Source organism: Amycolatopsis sp. CA-230715, from assembly GCF_018736145.1.
GTDB lineage: Bacteria > Actinomycetota > Actinomycetes > Mycobacteriales > Pseudonocardiaceae > Amycolatopsis.
The window spans coordinates 2398862-2418029 of sequence record NZ_CP059997.1 but is presented as its reverse complement, the minus strand read 5'-3'; the positions used below and the strand labels follow the sequence as shown (position 1 = coordinate 2418029).

Annotated in this window: 20 protein-coding genes; 8 read left to right on the top strand and 12 right to left on the bottom strand. The window is 70.0% G+C overall.

What is annotated here, in order from left to right; genetic code table 11:
- Window positions 1-27: 27 nt before the first annotated feature.
- From fabG to HUW46_RS11020, 4 genes are read right to left on the bottom strand one after another with little or no spacing between them, the layout of a single operon-like run.
- Window positions 28-768 (bottom strand): 3-oxoacyl-ACP reductase FabG, encoded by a 741-nt coding sequence (fabG, locus tag HUW46_RS11035; protein ID WP_215547180.1) that lies wholly within the window; start codon window positions 766-768, stop codon window positions 28-30.
- Window positions 765-1892, bottom strand: a complete 1128-nt coding sequence (locus tag HUW46_RS11030; RefSeq protein ID WP_215550542.1) for a beta-ketoacyl synthase N-terminal-like domain-containing protein — start codon at window positions 1890-1892, stop codon at window positions 765-767. Before HUW46_RS11030 ends, fabG begins: the two co-directional genes overlap by 4 nt.
- Window positions 1889-3169, bottom strand: a complete 1281-nt coding sequence (locus HUW46_RS11025; RefSeq protein ID WP_215547179.1) for a beta-ketoacyl-[acyl-carrier-protein] synthase family protein — start codon at window positions 3167-3169, stop codon at window positions 1889-1891. Before HUW46_RS11025 ends, HUW46_RS11030 begins: the two co-directional genes overlap by 4 nt.
- A gap of 29 nt (window positions 3170-3198) precedes the next feature.
- Window positions 3199-3450, bottom strand: coding sequence for an acyl carrier protein (locus HUW46_RS11020; protein ID WP_254126057.1), 252 nt, complete (start codon window positions 3448-3450; stop codon window positions 3199-3201).
- A 315-nt stretch (window positions 3451-3765) separates the two neighbouring features.
- Between HUW46_RS11020 and HUW46_RS11015 the strand changes: the two genes are divergently transcribed.
- From HUW46_RS11015 to HUW46_RS10995, 5 genes are all read left to right on the top strand, one after another.
- Entirely contained in the window at window positions 3766-4524 is a 759-nt protein-coding gene (locus HUW46_RS11015) for an AfsR/SARP family transcriptional regulator (protein WP_215547178.1), read from the top strand.
- Between the two features lie 463 nt (window positions 4525-4987).
- The gene (locus HUW46_RS11010) at window positions 4988-5173 is read left to right on the top strand and encodes a hypothetical protein (protein WP_215547177.1); all 186 of its coding nucleotides are present in this window, start codon (window positions 4988-4990) and stop codon (window positions 5171-5173) included.
- Window positions 5174-5182: 9 nt separating this feature from the next.
- The gene (locus HUW46_RS11005) at window positions 5183-7456 is read left to right on the top strand and encodes a TOMM precursor leader peptide-binding protein (protein WP_215547176.1); all 2274 of its coding nucleotides are present in this window, start codon (window positions 5183-5185) and stop codon (window positions 7454-7456) included.
- A 49-nt stretch (window positions 7457-7505) separates the two neighbouring features.
- Entirely contained in the window at window positions 7506-9110 is a 1605-nt protein-coding gene (locus HUW46_RS11000) for a SagB family peptide dehydrogenase (RefSeq protein WP_215547175.1), read from the top strand.
- Between the two features lie 105 nt (window positions 9111-9215).
- Entirely contained in the window at window positions 9216-10457 is a 1242-nt protein-coding gene (locus tag HUW46_RS10995; protein WP_215547174.1) for a sensor histidine kinase, read from the top strand.
- An 89-nt stretch (window positions 10458-10546) separates the two neighbouring features.
- Here HUW46_RS10995 and HUW46_RS10990 read toward each other — a convergent pair whose 3' ends face one another.
- Both HUW46_RS10990 and HUW46_RS10985 read right to left on the bottom strand, forming a co-directional pair.
- On the bottom strand, window positions 10547-11152 hold the full coding sequence (locus tag HUW46_RS10990; protein WP_254126053.1) for a response regulator transcription factor: 606 nt from the start codon (window positions 11150-11152) through the stop codon (window positions 10547-10549).
- A gap of 128 nt (window positions 11153-11280) precedes the next feature.
- Window positions 11281-11955 (bottom strand): ATP-binding cassette domain-containing protein, encoded by a 675-nt coding sequence (locus tag HUW46_RS10985; protein WP_215547172.1) that lies wholly within the window; start codon window positions 11953-11955, stop codon window positions 11281-11283.
- A 186-nt stretch (window positions 11956-12141) separates the two neighbouring features.
- On the opposite strand from HUW46_RS10985, the gene HUW46_RS10980 reads away from it, so the two are divergent.
- Window positions 12142-12825 carry an SMI1/KNR4 family protein gene (locus HUW46_RS10980; protein WP_215547171.1) on the top strand — a complete coding sequence of 228 codons (684 nt, stop codon included), beginning with the start codon at window positions 12142-12144 and terminating at the stop codon, window positions 12823-12825.
- 4 nt (window positions 12826-12829) lie between these two features.
- On the opposite strand, the gene HUW46_RS10975 is transcribed toward HUW46_RS10980, so the two are convergent.
- A complete protein-coding gene (locus HUW46_RS10975) occupies window positions 12830-13273 on the bottom strand; it encodes a pyridoxamine 5'-phosphate oxidase family protein (RefSeq protein WP_215547170.1) in 444 nt (147 codons plus the stop codon).
- Window positions 13274-13365: 92 nt separating this feature from the next.
- Between HUW46_RS10975 and HUW46_RS10970 the strand changes: the two genes are divergently transcribed.
- On the top strand, window positions 13366-13818 hold the full coding sequence (locus HUW46_RS10970; protein ID WP_215547169.1) for a winged helix-turn-helix transcriptional regulator: 453 nt from the start codon (window positions 13366-13368) through the stop codon (window positions 13816-13818).
- A gap of 3 nt (window positions 13819-13821) precedes the next feature.
- On the opposite strand, the gene HUW46_RS10965 is transcribed toward HUW46_RS10970, so the two are convergent.
- The 5 genes from HUW46_RS10965 to HUW46_RS10945 form a co-directional block, all read right to left on the bottom strand.
- Window positions 13822-15681 (bottom strand): glycoside hydrolase family 35 protein, encoded by a 1860-nt coding sequence (locus tag HUW46_RS10965; RefSeq protein ID WP_215547168.1) that lies wholly within the window; start codon window positions 15679-15681, stop codon window positions 13822-13824.
- Window positions 15682-15787: 106 nt separating this feature from the next.
- Window positions 15788-16423 (bottom strand): TetR/AcrR family transcriptional regulator, encoded by a 636-nt coding sequence (locus tag HUW46_RS10960; RefSeq protein WP_215547167.1) that lies wholly within the window; start codon window positions 16421-16423, stop codon window positions 15788-15790.
- A 21-nt stretch (window positions 16424-16444) separates the two neighbouring features.
- Window positions 16445-17014: a DedA family protein gene (locus tag HUW46_RS10955; RefSeq protein ID WP_254126051.1), complete on the bottom strand. Its 570-nt coding sequence runs from the start codon at window positions 17012-17014 to the stop codon at window positions 16445-16447.
- A 115-nt stretch (window positions 17015-17129) separates the two neighbouring features.
- The gene (locus HUW46_RS10950) at window positions 17130-17666 is read right to left on the bottom strand and encodes a TetR/AcrR family transcriptional regulator (protein ID WP_215547166.1); all 537 of its coding nucleotides are present in this window, start codon (window positions 17664-17666) and stop codon (window positions 17130-17132) included.
- Window positions 17667-17714: 48 nt separating this feature from the next.
- Entirely contained in the window at window positions 17715-18275 is a 561-nt protein-coding gene (locus tag HUW46_RS10945) for a nitroreductase family protein (RefSeq protein WP_215547165.1), read from the bottom strand.
- 86 nt (window positions 18276-18361) lie between these two features.
- Between HUW46_RS10945 and HUW46_RS10940 the strand changes: the two genes are divergently transcribed.
- Complete coding sequence (locus tag HUW46_RS10940; protein ID WP_215547164.1) at window positions 18362-18739, top strand: hypothetical protein; 378 nt, start codon at window positions 18362-18364, stop codon at window positions 18737-18739.
- The last annotated feature ends 429 nt before the right edge of the window (window positions 18740-19168 follow it).

Genomic DNA, 19168 nt, shown 5'->3' with positions numbered 1-19168 from the left:
TCCAAGCTGTTTCAGGGACGTAATGTCCTAAATGGTCAGACCGCCGTGGATTTCCATGACACTGCCGGTGACGTAGGCAGCCTGGTCCGAGACCAGGAAGGCGACCAGTTCGGCCACCTCGTCCGGGGTGCCGAAGCGCCGCATCGCGATCTGCGACAGCAGCTTCTTGCGCGCCGGTTCGGCGAGCGCGGCCACCATGTCGGTGTCGATCAGGCCGGGTGCGACCGCGTTCACCCGAACCCCGAACCGGCCGACCTCCTTGGCCAGCGCCTTCGTGAAGCTGAGCACGCCGCCCTTGGAGGCGGAGTAGTTCGCCTGCGTCGGGTTGCCGTACACACCGGACACCGAGGACAGCGTGACCACGGAACCGGTGCGGCGCTTGCACATGTCGAACACCGCGGGGCGGCAGACGTTGAACACGCCGTCGAGGTTGGTCCGCAGCACCGCGCCCCAGTCCTCATCGGACATCAGCGTCAGCGCGCCGTCCCTGGTGATCCCGGCGGAGGTGACCACCGCGTCGATCGGGCCCAGTTCCGCCTTGGTGGCGTCCAGCCATGCCTTCACCTGCGCGGATTCGGCGACGTCGGCGCGCACCGCGAGCGAGCGCCCGCCCGCCGCGGAGATCTCCTTCGCCAGGGTTTCCGCAGCGTTTTCGTCGCTGCGGTAACAGAATCCGATGTCGTAGCCGTCCTCGGCGAGCTTGACCGCGACCGCGCGGCCGATGCCGCGCGAGCCGCCGCTGACGACCGCGACCTTCCGCTCGCTCATCGCACACCGCCAGCCAGCGCGGGTTCGCGTGCTTCGGTCACCTGCGCGGTCGTGGCCGGGTGCAGCTTGAGCAGCGCGGTCGAGATCGCGCCGTCGTCGTCGAGCGCGGTGATGACCGCGAGCCCGTTCTCGTTTCGTTCCGCGCCGAGCACGGTGGCGAGCTGGAACAGCGCCGAAACCGAAGCGGTGTCGCCGATCAGGTCGTGCGCCGCGGCGGTGTCCGCCCGGTCGCCGAACAGATCGCTCAGCGCGTTCCGCTCGTCGTCGCCCGCCGTGGTGCCCGCGGCGACCGAGACTTCGCCCTGGGAGACACCGGCGCGGTGCAGGGTCCGGCTGACCGCGTCGCGGACGGCCTGCGCGCGGTTCCCGCCCACGCAGGTGGCCGACTCGACGGCGAGCAGCGAAGCCAGCGGCGCGCTGCCGCGGGCGATCGCGTTCGCGGCGGGCTCCAGCAGCACCATCACGCAGCCCTCGCCGAGCGCGGGGCCGGGAGTGCCGTCCTGCGCGACCCGCTCGACCTTCGCGCGTGCCGTGCTGTACTCCTCGGCCGCACCGCAGAGCACCATCCTCGCCCTGCCGGTGGCGAGCAGCCGCCGCGCGTAGTTCAGGCCGACGAGCCCGGTGCGCCGTCCGGCCGCGACAGTCGCGTTAGGACCTTTGAGCTGGTGCCAGATCGCGACCTGCCCCGCCGCGCAGTTCATCACGCAGCTCGGCACCGCGGCGGGTTCGACGTGATCGGGCCGCTCGCCGACCAGTGACGCCCTGGTGAAGCCCATCATGCTTTCCGGGCTGCCGGTGGTGGTGCCGAGCACGAGCCCGGTGCCTTCGGCGAACTCGTCGCCGCGGCCGGGCACCTGGGCCAGTAGCTGGCCCGCGGTCACCACGGCCAGCCCGGTGACCCGGTTCATCGACCGGGTGCCCTTCGCGCCCAGCAGGGTCCGGACGTCGAAGTCCGGCACTAGCGCGGCGCACTCGCCCGTGACCTGCCAGCGTTCCTCGTCCACTGCGTCCACAGTGGACGCACCGGTGGCGAAGCCGTTCGTGAAGGCGTTGTGGCCGTAGCCGAAGGGGGAGATCGCCGACCACGCGGTGATCACCGGTGGCCCGTCGGGATGGATGTTCACCGCGTCGCTCCTTCCAGCTCGGCTGGTTTCTCGCTGTCCAGTCGGCCGAAGATGACCACGGAGTTGTTGCCCCCGAAGGCCCAGCCGTTGTTCTGCACGATCCGCAGGTCCGCGGGCACCGACTCGTTCGGCACGCAGTCGACGGCGCATTCGGGATCGGTTTCCTCGTGGTTGACCGTCGGCGGCACGAACCGGTCGGTGATCGCCAGCGCGCAGCCGATCGCGGCCAGCGCGCTCGCCGCGCCCATGGTGTGGCCCAGCATCGACTTCATCGACACCACGCGCGGGGTGTCGTCACCGAACAGGTCCCTGATGGCCCTGGTTTCGGTGAGGTCGTTGGCCTTGGTGCCGGTGCCGTGCGCCGAGATGAGGTCCACTTCGGCCGGTTTCACCCCGGCGTCGTGCAGCGCGAGGTCCATGCACCGGGTGATGCTCGGCTGGTGCGGCGCCACCGGGTGGTTCGCGTCGCACGAAAGCCCGTAGCCGAGCACCTCGGCGTAGATCCGCGCGCCGCGCGCCTGCGCGGATTCCAGGCTCTCCAGCATCAGGATGCCCGCGCCCTCACCGGTGAGGATGCCCATCCGGTTCTTGTCGAACGGGCGGCAGCAGTCCGGCGCGATGCTGCGCAACCGGTAGAAGATGGTGAAGGTCTTGCGGCACACCGCGTCCGCGCCGCCGACGAGCGCGAAGTCCGCCTCGCCGAGCCGGATCGCGTCGAACCCGTTGCCGATCGCGTAGTTGCCAGCCGAGCACGCGGTCGCGATCGTGCTCGACTCGACGTCGGTCAGCCCGAGCTCACGGGAAATGGCGGTGGAGATGTTCCCCGCGGGGATGCGCCTGGCGTTCACCGGGTCCATCCCGGCCTCGCCGCCGGCGAGCTCCGCTTCGACCAGGGTGTCCAGGTCGCGGCACTCGCCGTCGGTGGTGCCGACCGAGACCACACCGCGGCGGTCGCGCAGCCGCTCTTCGCCGATTCCGGCGTCTTCGATCGCGAGCCTCGCCGCGGCAACGGAAAACCGGCTCGCCCTGCCCAGCTCGGTGATGTCGACGTTGCGGATCCAGCGGTCCGGTTCGAACCCGGGAACCTCGCATCCGTTGGAGTGCGCGAAACCCGTGGTGTCGAACGCGGTGATCGGCCGGACGTTCGACCGGCCCGCGCGCAGCGCCGCGCTGAACTCCGCGACCCCGGTGCCGATGCTGGAGATGACACCGCACCCGGTGATCACCACCCTGCGATCGGCCGGTCGTGCGGCCGATCCCGTTGGCTGCGTGGACATCGCTCTCCTCTCCCGTTACCGCTCGCCGCTCACCAGCTCGCGGATTCGGCCACTACCTCGTAGGCACTGCGCACGTCGACGATGCGGGCGAACTGCGACTGGTCGATCTCGATGCCCCACTCGCGTTCGAGCGCGGCCAGCACGTCCATCAGCGCGAGGGAGTCGGCCGAGTAGACGTCGATGAAGTTGCTGTCGTCGTCGAGATCGGCGACCTCCAGTTCGAGGTGCTCGGCGACGATCTCCCTGATGCGGTCCATGCGTTCGGTCAGTGCGAGGGTCATCACGCTTCTCCATCCGTGGCTTGCGGTTGATCCGGCATGCGGTTGATCTGGTGCTGCGGTCGGTCTGGCTCGAATTCGAAAGCTAGGTTCGCCGGGTGACAGCCTGCTGACGCCGTGCTGACGTGCCTTCGTGACCGTCCGATCACGGACCGCTGAACCGGGTGAAGCACCCGTGTTTTCGTCATGGGAGGGCACGGGATCGGGACACGACCGACCCGTGCCGCGTGCACTGGCGGTGACCACAGCAGGCTGGGAAAGTGGAATCAATAATTCTTTCGCGTGAGTGTCACCGGAGTGCGAGGGGGTCAGTGACTAATGCGTATACAGATATTGGGCCCATTGTTCGTAGAACACGAAGGCCAACCACATGACATCGGTTCGGCGAAGTCGAGAACGATTTTGGCGATGCTGTCGCTCGGCGTCGGCCTGCCGGTCACCGTCGAGCAGCTCGTCGACGAGCTGTGGCCGGACAGCGCCACCGGCAACGCGCGCAACGCGTTGCAGGCGAACATCGTCCGGCTGCGCAAGCGGCTCTCGCAGATCACGGGGGAGAGCGGGGACCGGATCGTCCGCACCACCAGCATCGGCTACGTGCTGGCGCTGCCGAGCGAATCGATCGACGCGCAGCGCTTCCTCACCATGGCCGAACAGGGCAGCAGGGCGGTGAGCACCGATCCGGTGCGCGCGGCCGAATTGCTCGGCACCGCGCTGCGGATGTGGCGGGGACCCGCGCTGCTGGACGTGGTGGGCGGCCCGCGCTGCCGGGGCGGCGCCACCTCGCTCGACGAGCGGCGGCTGGCCGCCCGGGAGGACCTGATCGCCGCGAAGCTCGCCACCGGCGCCGAACGCGTCGTCGTTTCCGAACTGCGCCAGCTCGTCACCGAGCACCCGGAACGGGAGAAGTTCAGCGAGCAGCTCATGCTCGCGCTGTACCGCAGCGGGCGGCAGGCCGAGGCCGTGGACACGTTCCACTACGCGCGGCGCTGGCTGGACACCGAGCTGGGCCTGGCGCCGGGACGCGGGCTTTCCCAGCTCTACCACCGCATCCTGAACCACGATCACGTACTGGGCTGACCCGGGTTTCGCCGGGGACACGTACTTCTGGGGCTGTTCTTTCTTGGGGATTTCTTGGGGGTGGGGCCGCGCCGCGGGGGCGGTGCGGGAGAAGATGCGGCGCCAGGTGCCGTGACCGGACTCCGGCACCTGGCCACCCGACGACACCAAGTGCCTTCGAGCCACACGCTCGAAGGCACTTTTTCGTGTGCGGGGCCGAGATCCGATGCCCCGAAGGTGGCCTTCAGGGCGTCTAGAGGCCCGAAGGTCACCTTCGGGGCACGCGCCGCGGCCCGCGAGGCGGTGACGCTCCGTGTTGTGGCGGGGACACGACTCTCGGGTGATGACAACGGCATCCGGGGTATGACGGAAACATAGGTGCCTCGTGACCCCGGCACTGGTCACTCACCGTGAAACCGGAGCAGAATCTTTTCCATGCCGCTCCACTGATCGGCGGCCACCACGACACACTGGAGGGATTCCCATGCCTGCTCTGCGTGAGAACAGTGTCACCACTTCGACCAGCCAGGTTCCCGGCGCCCGTGCTGATTCCGGCGTCGACCTCGTCATCGAGCAGCTCGACGGCCGCAGCCTGCCGATGGGCGGCATGCTCTCGCCCACGAGCATCTGCTGGGGCGTGAACGTCCCCGCCGTGCGCGGCGGCATGTGAGCGACGGCCATGTCCATCGAGGGGGATCTGGTCGGGTTCGGGCGGCACCTCCGCCCCGAGGTTGTCGCGGACGACGCGGTGTACCTCTTCTCCGAGAAGAACGTGACGGCGGTTCAGGGCGGGCACATCGAGCGCCTGGCGCCGCTGCTGGACGGCAACCGCGACCTGGCCGCGGTGCTCGAGGCACTGTCCTCGGACGCCGCGCCGGAGGCCGAAGCCGTCGTCGCCAAGCTGGTCGAAGCCGGCCTCGTGACCGTGCGCCAGGAGAAGCGCGACGACGACCCGGACCCGGCCGCGTCGGCCTACTGGGAGGCGGCGGGGGTCGCCGTCTCCGGTGGGCGCGGCGTGGCGACGAAACGGGTCGACCTGATCCCGCTCGGCTGGTCCGGCTCGCTGGAGATGCTCGGCGCACTGCGCTCGTCGGGGGTGCGGGCGAACCGCGCGACCGGGCTCGAAGGCGACGCCGACCTGTCGATCGTCCTCTGCGAGGACTACGTAGACCCCGAACTGTCCACTGTGGACGCCGAGCATCGAGAAGCACGGCGCCCGTGGATGCTGGCGAAGATCGTCGGCAGCGAGGTGTGGCTCGGCCCGTTCTTCGAACCGGGCGGTACCGCGTGCTGGCACTGCATGGCGACGCGGCTGTGGGCGCACCGCCAGGCCGAGAAGCACGTGCAGACGGTGCTCGGGCACGACGGCCCCGCCCCGCGCCCGATGGCGACCGTGCCGCCGCTCTTCTCCGCGGCGGGTCATCTCCTTACCCTGGAGGTGATGAAGTGGCTCGCCGGCTACCGGTACCCGGGACAGCGCGGTATCTGGACCTTCGACAGCTTCGACCTGGCCGGGACCCGGCACGAGGTGCACCGGCGCCCGCAGTGCCACGCCTGCGGTGACCCGACGATCCAGCGGCGCCTCGCCCAGGCCCCGGTGCGCCTGACCAGCAGGCCGCGCAACGCCGACACCGGCGGCGGGCACCGCGCGCTGGCCCCGTCGGAGGTGCTCGACACTTACCGCCACCTGATCGGCGGCCTGACCGGGGTGGTCAAGGAGATCCGCCGCGACACCCGTGGCCCCGAACTGTTCAACTCCTTCCGCTCCGGCCCGAACCTCGCGGTCGCCGCGGGCAGGCTCGACGGCCTCCGCGCGATGCTGCGCGCGGAAAGCGGCGGCAAGGGCGTCACCCCGCTGGACGCCGAGGTCGGTGCGCTGTGCGAATCGCTGGAACGCCATTCCGGCAGCTTCCACGGTGACGAGCACCGCGTTCGGGCCAGCATGAACTCGCTCGGCGACCTCGCGGTGTCCCCGGACTCTTGCCAGCTCTTCGACGAGCGGCAGTACCCCGGCCGCGCCGCGTGGAACGCTTCGCACGCCGCGTTCCAGCACGTGTGCGACCCGTTCGACCCCGCGGCGGAGCTGGACTGGACGCCGGTGTGGTCGATGACCGGGCAGCGGCACCGCTACCTGCCGACCGGGATGCTCTACTTCGGCGCGCCCCGCGAGCCCGGCTCGTGGACGGTCCGCGCCGACTCCAACGGCAACGCCGCGGGCGCCAGCCTGGAGGACGCGATCCTGCAGGGCTCGCTCGAACTCGTCGAACGGGACGCCGTCGCGCTGTGGTGGTACAACCGGACCCGCCAGCCCGCGGTGGACCTGGACGCCTTCGGCGACCCGTGGCTCGCCGAGGTGCGGGCCGCGCACGCCGGGCTCGGGCGCGAGGTGTGGGCGCTCGACGTGACCTCGGATCTCGGGATTCCCGCGATGGTGGCGGTTTCGCGGCGCACCGGCGTCGCGGAGGAGCAGATCATGTTCGGCTTCGGCGCGCACCTGAACCCGGAAGTGGCGCTGCGGCGGGCGATGACCGAGCTGAACCAGCTCATGCCGTCGGTGCTCGAACTCGCGAAGAACCCCGCCTACGACTGCGGGGACCCGGACGCGTCGGCGTGGCTGCGCGAGGCGACCGTCGCGGCGCATCCTTACCTGCTGCCGGATCCGGCCGCCACGCCGCGGGTGCCGTCGGATTACGGGTACCGTCCGCAGGACGATCTCGCCGACGACGTGCGCGCGGTGCACGACCGGGTGCGCGCGGCGGGACTGGAGATGCTGGTGCTCGACCAGACCCGGCCCGACATCGGGCTGCCGGTGGTCAAGGTGGTGGTGCCCGGGCTGCGGGGGTTCTGGCGAAGACTGGCGCCGGGCAGGCTTTTCGACGTGCCGGTGCGGCTGGGCAGGCTCGCCGGTCCGACCGCGTACGCGGATCTCAATCCGGTTCCGATGTTCTTGTGACGCCAACCGACACCGGTGGCGTGACCGTGCGGGGAGAGGAGGGGCGGGGATGATGATGGTGGACGGCCTGCGGGCCTGGCTGCGAAACCGGGTGCGCCCGGTCGACGGCCGGGAAGCCCGCGCTCGCGGCGAAGCCGTACCGCACTCGTCCCGGATCTTCGACGCCTGTCCCGCCGACGGGTGGCACGAACCGGTGTTCGTGCCGAGGAGGCTGTGGTCCCTGCGCGAGGACGTGCTGCTGGAGTACGACGACGACGGGGTGACCGTCGCGACCGAATGGGGCGATGTCGAGCTCGGCCATCCGGGTGAAACCGTGCGCGAAGCGCTGCGCCGCATGACACTCGGCCCGACGGTGCTGACGCACCTGTTCGCGCCGGACGGGGACGGCGCCGAATGGCTCCGGCTTTCCGCGGTGCTCTCCGAGATCGAGCACTGCGTGGTGCATTCGCTGGAATGCCGCCCCGGCGCGGGATCCTGCCTGTCCGCCGTGCCGATCTCGCGGTTCGCCGGGTTCGTCCTTCCCGCCGTCGAGGCCGAGGACCGGATGCGCCTGTCGCGGTTCGCCGCGATCCGCCTCAGCGGCGGCGAACTCGTGCTGGAGTCACCGCTGTCCCGGCACCGGGTGGTCCTGCACCAGCCGCCCGCGGTGTCGGTCGTCGGCGCGATCGGCGACGGTGCGACGCTCGCCCAGATCGGGCACGACACCGGGTTGCCCGCCGATGTGGTGCAGGCGCTGGCCGAGCACCTCGCGGCCGCGGGCATGATCGTGTTCGGCGAGCCGGACGACGGCCGCGGCCGGACCTGGTTCGCCGAGGACCACGATCCCGAACTCGCCGCGTGGTCGCACACCGACCTGATGTTCCACGCGCGCACCAGGACCGGCAGGCGGCACGGCCCGATCGGCGCCACCTTCCCGCACCACGGCGCGCTGCCGCCGGCACCGGTGGTCAAACCGGCACCAGAGGGGGAGCGGTTTCCGCTCTACACCCCGGATATCGCCGAGGTGGCCCGCACCGACGGCACGCTCACCGAAGCGATGGAGACCCGGCGCTCCTTCCACGAGTTCGCCGCGCGCGCACCGACCGCGAAACAGTTGGGGGAGTTGCTGTTCCGCAGCGCGCGGGTGCGGTCGATCCAGCCGCAGGCCCTCGAATCCCCGCGGGACATGGCCTCCGACCGGCCGTACCCGAGCATGGGCGGGCGGCACGAACTGGAGCTGTACCTGACCGTCGAGCGCTGCGAGGGGCTGCCGTCCGGCACGTACCACTACGACCCGTGGGAGCACGCGCTCACGCGGGTCAACGACGACGAGGCGGAAGCGGCCGAACTGCTCGACGCCGCGCGGGTGACCGTCGGCACCGCGGGCAGGCCGCCGGTGCTGATCACGATGACCGGGCGGATCGCGCGGTTGTCCTGGACCTACAGCGGGATCGCGTACTCCACCTCGCTCAAGCACGTCGGCGTGCTCCAGCAGACGCTGTATCTGGTGGCGACCGCGATGGGGCTCGCGCCGTGCGCGCTGGCGGTCGGCGATCTCGAGGCGACCACGAGGGTGCTGCGCCTGGAGTGGCCTTCGGAAGTCAGCGTCGGCGAGTTCGTCGTCGGACTCCGCGCGGAGCAAACGGAACTGGTGCGCCCCGTGGCAGAACGCTGACGTTCCGTGAGTTGGACTTTTCCGGGACCGCAACATAGTGTTAATCCGAAGTCCTGGGGAGCTGTCCAACATCGTTGTGGGTTTTCTGGGCCACGGGGGAAGTACATGAGGTCTGATTCCCGAATGTCCGGTGGCGAGTTGCCCGCCGCGCGGAGAAAAGCGCCCAACACGGTGGGCCTGCGCGCGGAGACCCGCGACGGGGACGATTTCTTCGGTGGATCGGCGCTGGCGCCGCGGTTGAGCAGGCTCATCGTGTGCTCGGTGTTCACCTGCCTGTGCCTGGTCGCCTTCCTCACCATCGTGAATCTGCGCCTCGGTGACGGTTCGGTCATTTTGGCATTGCTCTGTATGGTCTCGTTGCTGTTGCTGCAAATGACATATGTGTCGCCGCGCGCGGGGAATTTGCTGTACGGCACGCGGTGGTACGCGGTCCTGCTCGCGCAGGCCTGCCTGGTGTACCTCCCGATGTTCCTGTTCGGGCAGGCCTGGGTCGGAATGCCCGGTTTCTTCGCCGGGTCCGCGTTGCTGGTGCTGCCCGTGCTGCCCGCCGTGGTGGTGTTCGCGCTCGTCGTGCTGAGCATGGCGGTGCTGCAGCTTTCCTACACCGGTTCCGCGTTCGACATCATGTACACCACGGTGTCCACGGTGATCACCGGTCTCGTCGTGTACGGCCTGTCCAGGCTCGCGAACCTCGTCGCCGAGGTGCACGCGAAGCGGATGCGGCTGGCCGAGCTCGCGGTGGCGGAGGAACGCCTTCGCTTCGCGCGCGATCTGCACGATCTGCTCGGGTACAGCCTGTCCGCCATCACCCTCAAGAGTGAACTCGCGCATCGCGTGGTGCTCCAGCACCCGGCGCGGGCGCAGGACGAACTCGGCGGAATCCTCGACATTTCCCGCACCGCGCTCGCCGATGTCCGGACCACCGCGGCCGGGTACCGCGAGATGTCGCTGGAGGGCGAGTCCGACACCGTCCGGTCCGTGCTCGCCGCGGCCGACGTGCAGACCAGAATGGACATCGCGGTGCGGGACATGCCGCCGAAGGTGGGCACCGTGCTGGCCACGGTTCTGCGCGAGGGTGTCACGAACCTGTTGCGGCACAGCAACGCGAGGCATTGTGAGATCACCGTGCGGCGGCACGGGAACACGGCGAGGATCGACATCGTCAACGACGGTGTGCTCGAAGACGGTACCGCGAAGAAGGAGCCGAACGAGCTGGGCGGCAGCGGGATCAGGAACCTGTCCCGCAGGGTGAGCGAGCTCGACGGCGAACTGCTGGCGGGGGTCGAGGACGGCCGTTTCCGGTTGCGCGCGTCGGTCCCGCTGCCCGCGGAGCCGGTGCGCGGCTGAACCGCTTGCGGGGCAACGCGTTCGGATCTGCCCGGCCGGATTCCCGTTGTCCTGGAGTGGTTTTAACGGCGTTCAACGAGCGGCGGCGGTCAGAGCCAGCCGGTGTCGCGGGCGATGCGGATGGCGTCGACGCGGCTGCGCGCGTTGAGCTTCGTCGCGATCGTGGTGAGGTAGTTGCGAACCGTTCCCGCGGAAAGGAAAAGCTTTGTCGCGATCTCGACGGCCTCGGCGCCGTCGGCCGCCAGCGCCAGCACTTCCAGTTCGCGTGGTGTGAGTGGACACTCGGCGCTGTCCAAAGCAGCCAGTGCGAGTTGGTTGTCCACCACCCGTTTCCCGGCGTTGACCGAGCGGATCGCGTCGGCGAGTTCCTTCGCCGGTGCGTCCTTGAGCAGCAGCCCGCCGACCTTGGCGGACAACGCCCTGCGGAGCGTGGCCGGGCGGCCGAGGCTGGTGACGATCAGGGTGCGGACCGCGGGTGTGTGTTCCTGCAACAGCTTCACCGCGCTGAGCCCGTCGAGCAGGGGGAGGTCGATGTCGATCACCGCGACGTCCGGGTGGTGCTTTTGCACCGTGGGCAGGATGTCCGTGCCGACCGCGGCCTCGGCGACGACTTCGATGTCGGGCTCCAGGTTCAGCAACGCGACCAACGCACCACGCACCATGTGCATGTCCTCGGCCAGCACAACCTTGATCAAGCCCGTCCACCTCCCGCGCTCCACTGTCCACTCTATCCCGCCGGACCGGGGATTTCGGCTGAGAAACCACAACATCGGTGCGGCCGACCGAATCCTGGCACGAAGGGGAGGACAGGTGTCGCGGGTCGTCACGGCACGGCTACGGTGAGCTTGCCGTCGGCGAGGAAAAGCGCGGAATCGGCGAAACCGGTTGCGGTGGCGTCGGTCGAGGCGAGCAGAACGGTGCTGCCGCTTTCGCGCAGGAGGCGGAACAGCTCGCGGCGCTCGGCGGAATCGAGCTCGGCGGCCGGTTCGTCCGCGACGATGACCGCGGGCGAAATCGCCAGTGCGCGGGCGAAGGCGACGCGGTGCCGCAGCGCGCGGGGCAGCGAGTCGGCGCGCTCGTAACGGTGCGCGGTCAGCCCGGTGCGCTCCAGCAGCTCGGCCAGTTCGGTGGCGGCCAGCGCGCGTCCGGCGAGGCGGAGGGGGAGTTCGACGTTCTCCTGCACGCTGAGCGCGCCGACCAGCATGGGCGAGCGGCCGAGCACGCCGATGCGCTCGCGGCGCAGGGCGAGGAGTCCGTCGTCGCCGAGGAGGCCGAGGTCGGTGCCGCCGATGCGCACCGAACCCTCGGTGGCGCGCTCGAGGCCGGCGACGCAGCGCAGGAGCGCCGCGGCCCCGCCGTCCTCGGTGCCGATGACGGCGGTGACGCTGCCGGCGGCGAGCGAAAGCGAGATGCCGTTCAGCGGCGACTCCACCACTGCCGCGGCACGGCCCGCGGTGCGCACGGAGTCGAAGTAGATGCCTGCCGCGGTCCCGTTCATGATCATCGCTCCTCTGCCTGGGGTTTTCCCGGCTCCCTGCCGGATGAGAACAACGATAGGGAGCGCGCGGGGGAGTTCCGATGGTGGTGAATGGCGTCTCTCGGGGGACCTACGTCCACCCCCGTGCCGGTGACGGCCGCCCGGCGTCGCGTCAAGATCCACAAAGGACCGGCGATAGCCTGGGGCATGCCCCTTTCCGGACCGGACGTCGCCGGGTCGTGGGACCGGATCCGGCGGTGGCTCGCCACCGGTGCGCCCGGCGTGCTCGCCAGGATCCGCCCGCCCGCCGAAGAAGCGGACCTCGACCGCGTGGCCGAGGCGCTCGGCGTCCCGCTTCCCGAAGACCTCCTCGCGTGGTGGCGCCTCGCCGACGGCGTGGCGGACGCTTACCCGCACCCCGGGCACCTGCTGCCGCCGTGGTTCGACCCCTACCCGGTCTCGCGGGCACTGGACAGCAGGAGTAGCTGGATCAGGGTGTGGCACAAGCCCGCTCCCGAGCACGACCACGCGCGGATGACGCGGGAGCTCGGAGCGTGGCTGGGAACGCCGGAACCCACGGTCGAAGAACGGGTGGCCGAGTTCATGGCGCAGCCCGCGGGCACCCCGTGCGATGCGATGTACCTCCCGGTTTGGTTGCCCATCGCGGGGGACAACGGTGGCGCCGATCTTTTCGTCGACCTGCGGGAGGGCCCGCTGCGCGGCTGCGTCATGCGCTTCGACAAGGTTGGCACCGCTGTGCTCGAACCGGACTGGCCGAGCCTCGCGGCCATGCTCGCCGACGTCGCGGACGGCCTCGAACGAGGCCGCACGACCGGTGCGCGGGAACCCGCCACGCGCACCGTCGCCGACGGCGTACTCCGCTGGGAATGACGGCTCACTCGGCGAAGTCGGAGCTGAGCCAGCGCTCCGGCCGCGCGGTGAACAGGACGAACGTGCCGGTCGGCTCGTCCGTCTCGCCCTTGGCGAACGCTTCGGCCGCCTCGGCGGGCAGGTAGCGGGAGATGATCTCGCGCACGGGCTCCGGCGCCGGGGCGCGGTCGGCGCCGGTCACCGTGCATTCGACGGTCACGTACTTGTACGGGAATTCCGGCTGCTGCACGCAGAAGCTGAACTTGCCCGCGGCTTCGAGCAGCCGCGTCTTGCGGGCCGTGCGGCCCTGCGTCCCGGTGAAGAAGCTGAGCTCGCCGCCGGGGGTGTAGGCGTACCAGACGGGGACGGTCAGCGGCGGCCGGTCACCGGTGTCCGCGATGCTGAGCACGCCGACGCGCGGCTCGGCCAGGAAGTTCTCGCGCTCGGTCTCGGTGAGTGTCCTCGGCATGGTCCGCTCCTGTTCATCGGGTTGATCTCCTGAGGGAACTGACATTAGCAGACAAAGTTTCCTGAGGGAACACACTGGGCTAGACTCGTGTCATGCAACGCACCCAGTTCGGGAACATGACCTGCTCGATCGCCCGCACGCTCGACGTGATCGGGGAACCGTGGTCACCGCTGATCCTGCGCGACATCTACGTCGGCCTCACCCGCTTCGAACAGATCCGCGAGGACCTGAACATCTCCAGGAAGGTGCTGACCGTCCGGCTGAAATGGCTCGTCGACAACGGCGTCCTGGAAACGCGCCCGTATTCCGACCGGCCGCCGCGCCACGAGTACGTGCTCACCGAGCAGGGCAGGGAACTGTGCGACCTGCTGCTGAGCATGGTGCGCTGGGGCGACCGGTGGCGGGCGGGCTACGCCGGGCCGCCGGTGCTCTACCGGCACCACGCGTGCGGGAAGATCGCCCACGTGGAGCCGGTCTGCTCGGAATGCGGCGGGGCCATGCACGCCACCGACGTCGACGTGCTGCCGGGCCCCGGAGCCGCGTGAGCGCTACCCCAGATCGGCTTCCGGGCGGATTTCGATCGTGTCGCCGGGCTGGTGCAGTTCCAGCACCACCAGTTCGTTGCGGCCCGCGCGCCACAGCGGTTTGGGCGCGTACAAGGTCTTCTGCGGCCCGATCTTCCAGTAGCGGCCGAGGTTGAAGCCGTTGAGCCAGACGATGCCCTTCTCCCAGCCGGGCAGCGCGACGAACCCGTCCTCCGGGGTCGGCACGGTGACCGTGGCGCGGTGGAAGGCGGGACCGGTGCCGGGCGCGCCCGCGCCGAACCGCAGCTTCGCCAGGTCGTCGAGCGGGAGCGGCCGGATCTCCCAGCCGAACAGCTTCTGCTGCGTGTTCAGCGCGACCCAGCCGTCGATGCCCTTGCGGTCGGCGAGGTACGGGCCGTAGTTCACCCTGCCCATCGCGTCCACCAGGATGTCGATCCGGTTCCGTTCATGCGGCAGGGTGAGGTCGATCTTGCCGTCGGGGGCGTTGCGGTCCAGGACGCCCACCTGTTCGCCGTCGAGGAACACCAGCGCGCGGTCGGCGAGGCCGTGGATGCTCAACGGCCCGCGGTGCGGCCCCTGCACCGTGGTGCGGTAGTGGATGAGCCCGGTGGACTGGCCGACGGTTTCCATCGGCACCGGGTGCGCCTTCTGGATCGGCTTGGACAGCACCGCGAGCGAGTCCAGCAGCGACACGGCGGCATCGGGTTTCACGGTCTGCGCGGCCAGTCGCGGGGACTTGCCCGGTACCGGTCCCGGCGGCAGCTCGGTGTGCTTGTCGAGCACGGCCCTGATCGCCTCGAACTTCGCGCCGAGGTCGCCCGCTTCGCCGACGGGGGAGTCGTAGTCGTAGCTGGTGATCGTCGGCTGGTAGGTCTTCCCGGAGGTGTTGGCGCCGCTGGTGAAGCCGAAGTTGGTGCCGCCACAAGCCATGTACAGGTTCACCGACGCCCCCGCCGAGAGCAGGGTGTCGACGTAGCCCGCCATTTCCTTGGGGTCGCGGGTGTTGTGCCGCTCGCCCCAGTGGTCGAACCAGCCGTCCCAGAACTCCGCCATCATCACCGGCTTGCCCGGCTGGAACTTCCGGATCGCGTCGATGCTCGGTTTCGGGTCGCCGTCGCCGGTGCCGACTTCGAGCGTGCCCGGCAGCGAGCCGAACCGCATGTAGTGCTCCGACGCCCCGTCCGCGGCGAAGAGCAGGCTGCGCAGACCGCGGGCGCGCATGCTGTCGCGCAGGTGCGCCAGGTAAGACGTGTCGTTGCCGTAGCTGCCGTACTCGTTTTCGATCTGCGCGGCGATGATCGGCCCGCCGCGGCCCGCTTCGAGCGGGGTCAGCCGCGGGATCAGCTCGTCGTACCAGGCGTCGACGGCCTTCAGGTAGGCCGGATCGAGGCAGCGCAGCTCCAGCTCGCGGTCCGCGAGCAGCCACGACGGCAGGCCGCCGAACTCCCATTCCGCGCAGATGTACGGGCTGGGGCGGACGATCACGCGCAGGCCCAGTTCGCCCGCGATGCGGATGAACCTCGGCAGATCGCGCCAGCCGCCGAAGTCGGGCCGGGTCTTCGACGGCTGGTGGAAGTTCCAGGCGACGTAGGTCTCGACGGTGTTCAGCCCGAGCGCGCGCAGGCGCAGCAGCCGGTCGCGCCACTGGTCGGGGTGGATCCGGAAGTAGTGCACGGCCCCGGAGACGAGCTGGAACGGTTCGCCGTCGAGCAGGAACCGCTCGCCGGAGACGGACAGCCCTCGGCGTCCTTCGGCACCGGCGGGCCCGGCGAACACGGTGCTGGTGAACAGCGTGCCCGCGGCCGCCACCCCCACGGCGGCGGCCGCGCCGCCGAGGAAACCCCTCCTGCTGAGCGAGCCCATGGCACCGTCCCGTTCTGTTCGAAGTTGATGAAATCTGTTGGTTTTCGAACATGATAGGACGTGATCGAACAGATCGGTAGGGCTGTTCGTGCTCCGGGGAGAGGGGTCAGGCCCGCATCAGGTGGTTGGCCAGTTCGACGACTTTCGGCGCCAGCGACCGCAGTTCCTCGGCGCGATCGGCGATCAGGGCGTTGGCGACGAGCGAGCTGATCCCACCCGCGAGTATCCGGCAGGCGAACCGGTGATCGGGCAGCTTCCGCCAGCCCGGTTCCAGCACCAGCGCGGCGTCGAGCAGCTCGACGAACCGGTCGGCGATTTCGACGCGCTTGCGCTGCGCCGCGGGCCCCGCCGAATAGCACTCGACGAAGAACACGCGCGCGATCGCCGCCTCCCCGGCCAGCGCGGCGAAGTAGGCGGTCAGCACCCGTTCGAAGCGTTCCATCACGCTGGCGGTGCCTTCGGGGCCCGCCTGCTCGGCCAACGCGCCGGCGAACAGCGTCGACGCGGAATCGAGCACGGTCAGGAAGCACTGCTCCTTGTCGGCGAAGTGCTGGTAGAAGGTTTCCCGTGAGACGTGCACCTTCTTGAGCACGTCGGCGACGGTGGCGCGGACGTACCCCTTTTCCGCGACCACTTCGGCCATCCCGAGCAGCAGCCGCCCGCGTTGGGAGGCGCGGACCTCTTCGCGGCTCAGCCGGTGCCGCCCGCGGGGCAGCGCTTCGAAGTCGCGCGAGTCGCTCATCCGTGCAAGGTTAACAACGGATCACGCCACCGGTTCGAGGTCCGGCTCGACCGGCGCCGCCTTCGCGACGCGCACGCCGCGGAACGCCAGCGGGATCAGGACCAGCGCGACCGTCAGCGACAGCGCCATGCTGATCTCCGGCTCGCCGAAGATCTGGCCGCCCGCGTAGCCGAGCAGGGCCTCGTAACTGGTCCACAGCACGAGGCCGATCGCCGAGGCGGTGAAGAACTCGGCGACCGGGCGGCGGAGCGAACCCGCGAGCAGCGCGCCGACGAGCCCGCCCGAGGGCACCCACCGCGCGATGACGAGCACCCGGCGGGGACGGCGCCGCAGCCGTGCGTCGACCCAGCCGATCGCGGTCGCGAACCGGCGATGGCGGCTGAGCCTGGCGACCAGCACTCGCCCGCCCGTGCGGCCCGCGAGGTAGAGGAGCTGATCGGACACCAGCCCGCCGACCGTCCCGGCGGCGATCACGAGCGCGAGCGACGGGCCGTCGCCGTGCGCAGCGGCGACCGCCATGCCGATGATCGTGACGTCGGAGGGCAGGAACGGGACCATCGTGATGCCCAGCAGCACGAGAAGGCCCGTCACGGAAGCGTCCACCCTTCCAGTTAGCCGACCCACGAGCCGAAGCGCTCGCGATCATGGCGCATTCACAGCAACCGGACAGGTGGCGAACAGATTCCCGGACCGCGTGCGATCCGCGCTACAGCGGGCGCAGCAGCGTTTCGGCGACGCGCCGGGCTTCGACCGCGGGTTCGGCGGTGCCCGAGATCGCGGCGGCGGCGATCGCGCCCTCGGCGAGGAGGTACACCGCGTGCGCGACGTCGGCCGGGTACCCGTCGGCCAGCCCGATCAGCAGCGCGCGGAACTCCCGCTTGTGGCGCCGCGCCTCTTCGGCGACGCCCGCGTTGGTCGGCCCCAGTTCGCCGTAGGCGTTCAGCCACGCGCAGCCGCGGAAACCGGGTTCGGAGAACCAGTCGCGCAACCAGTCGAAGAGCGCGAGCGCCGGTTCGGCCGCGTGCTCCGTGTTCGCGCGGATCGCCGTCATCATGCGCGTGTGCCGCCGCCGCAGGAACGCGACGACGAGATCGTCCTTACCGGGGTAGAGCTGGTAGATCCGCTTCAACGGCAGCCCGGCCGCGGCGCGCAGCTCGTCCATGCCGACGGCCTGGATGCCGCGTGCGTAGAACACCCGCTCGGCGGCGTCGAGCAGTTGTTCCCTCGCCGGGTCTTCGGGCACGGTACGAGGGTACTCCCCGCCTGCTGGACGCTGCCCACTTTGGACAGCTCACGCGGGATGGCCGACGGCGAGGATCGCGAGTGGGTCGGCGCCGTCCGGGACGACGGGGAGCGCGCGGAGCCGTTCGTCGTCGAAGCCCGCGACGAGCACCGCGCCGAGCCCGTTTTCGGTCGCCCACAGGTAGACGTTCTGGCTGGCGTGCCCGGCTTCGAGCCAGAGGTATCGTTCGCCGCGCACACCGGCGGGCGGCTGCTCGGCGAACGCGGCGCGTGCCGCCGCGAGGCTGCCGCTGAGCACCAGCAGCGCGGGCGCGGTACCGAGCCACGCTTCGTCGGCGAGCGACGTTCGCGCGACGGCGGCCCGGTGGTCCCCCGGCGCCCCGGGCACGAGCGCGCCGGTTTCCGTTTCGTACCAGTGGATTCCGCCGGGAACGGCCGCGCACACCGACAGCGGGTACCGCGCGTGCGCGGACGGGCCCGTGCGGTGCCCGTCCCCGGTCGAGCCCTGCGCCGCCCACAACACTCCGGTGAGCGCGTCGGATCCCAGTGGGGTGGCGGCGAATTCCCGGCAGCTCCGGCGGCGGGCGAGTAAATCTGCGAGTGCGGTCACGATCCTCGACCCTACGCCCGGGAACCGCGCGCGCCCGCCATCCGACTTCCTGAACAGGGAACCGGTGGACGGACAAGGGGAAGCGCGTGCGTGGGTGGCTGCTGGGTGTGACCGGCCTCGCGCTCGTCGTGCTGCTGGGCATGACCGCGGTCTCCGGTGACGTCCACGGCCTGCTCGGCAACGCCGATCCCGGCCCGCTGACCGGCTACGGCAGCGCGGTGCTGCGCCTGGCCGCGGACGGCTGCGGCGCGATCACCGTCGGTGGCCTGTGCTTCGCGCTGTTCGTCGCGCCGGGCGCGGCACCGGGCACGCTGTCGGCCGGGGCGTACCGCGCGCTGCGGCTCGCGAGCGGCGCGGGCTTCGGGTGGTGCGCGGCCGCGGCGGGCATGATCGTGTTCTCGATGGCCGACGCCTCGGGCCAGCCCAACCCCCGAAAACAACACACTTTCACCCACTTGGGCTAGGTTTGCGGTTTGTCCAGGTCAGAAGGCAATTGGGGCGGGCTTTCGCTGGTAACCAAGGCTCCGGGCACTGTGGACGCGATGGAGGTGACCGCAGCTCGGTGACCTTGGAGCGCTTCCGGCTCCGAGTCGTATTCGAGTTGAAGGGTCCTTTTCTCGTCGTTGACGGCGATCCAGATTTCGAACCGTTCGCTGTCGATCAGGTATGTCTCGATCCTGCGCCTGATCGTGGGGTCCTTTGTGGACGTGATCGATGCCCACCACACACGCCGATATTCGGCCGGGTCTGGACGTTGGCCTAGCCATGGCGGTGGGACTGGATGCGGGGATGTGCCGTAGTACCGCGACCAATCAGGGCTCATGGGTCGGACCATGCCATCGCGTAATCGCTCAGGGAATTGTTTTCCCTGGCGGGAGCCCTTTTCATTTCTT

Coding starts and splice junctions, on each gene's coding strand:
- fabG (WP_215547180.1), bottom strand. CDS start 768: ATGAGCGAGCGGAAGGTCGCGGTCGTCAGCGGCGGCTCGCGCGGCATC.
- HUW46_RS11025 (WP_215547179.1), bottom strand. CDS start 3,169: ATGTCCACGCAGCCAACGGGATCGGCCGCACGACCGGCCGATCGCAGG.
- HUW46_RS11020 (WP_254126057.1), bottom strand. CDS start 3,450: ATGACCCTCGCACTGACCGAACGCATGGACCGCATCAGGGAGATCGTC.
- HUW46_RS11015 (WP_215547178.1), top strand. CDS start 3,766: ATGCGTATACAGATATTGGGCCCATTGTTCGTAGAACACGAAGGCCAA.
- HUW46_RS11010 (WP_215547177.1), top strand. CDS start 4,988: ATGCCTGCTCTGCGTGAGAACAGTGTCACCACTTCGACCAGCCAGGTT.
- HUW46_RS11005 (WP_215547176.1), top strand. CDS start 5,183: ATGTCCATCGAGGGGGATCTGGTCGGGTTCGGGCGGCACCTCCGCCCC.
- HUW46_RS11000 (WP_215547175.1), top strand. CDS start 7,506: ATGATGATGGTGGACGGCCTGCGGGCCTGGCTGCGAAACCGGGTGCGC.
- HUW46_RS10995 (WP_215547174.1), top strand. CDS start 9,216: ATGAGGTCTGATTCCCGAATGTCCGGTGGCGAGTTGCCCGCCGCGCGG.
- HUW46_RS10985 (WP_215547172.1), bottom strand. CDS start 11,955: ATGAACGGGACCGCGGCAGGCATCTACTTCGACTCCGTGCGCACCGCG.
- HUW46_RS10980 (WP_215547171.1), top strand. CDS start 12,142: ATGCCCCTTTCCGGACCGGACGTCGCCGGGTCGTGGGACCGGATCCGG.
- HUW46_RS10975 (WP_215547170.1), bottom strand. CDS start 13,273: ATGCCGAGGACACTCACCGAGACCGAGCGCGAGAACTTCCTGGCCGAG.
- HUW46_RS10970 (WP_215547169.1), top strand. CDS start 13,366: ATGCAACGCACCCAGTTCGGGAACATGACCTGCTCGATCGCCCGCACG.
- HUW46_RS10965 (WP_215547168.1), bottom strand. CDS start 15,681: ATGGGCTCGCTCAGCAGGAGGGGTTTCCTCGGCGGCGCGGCCGCCGCC.
- HUW46_RS10960 (WP_215547167.1), bottom strand. CDS start 16,423: ATGAGCGACTCGCGCGACTTCGAAGCGCTGCCCCGCGGGCGGCACCGG.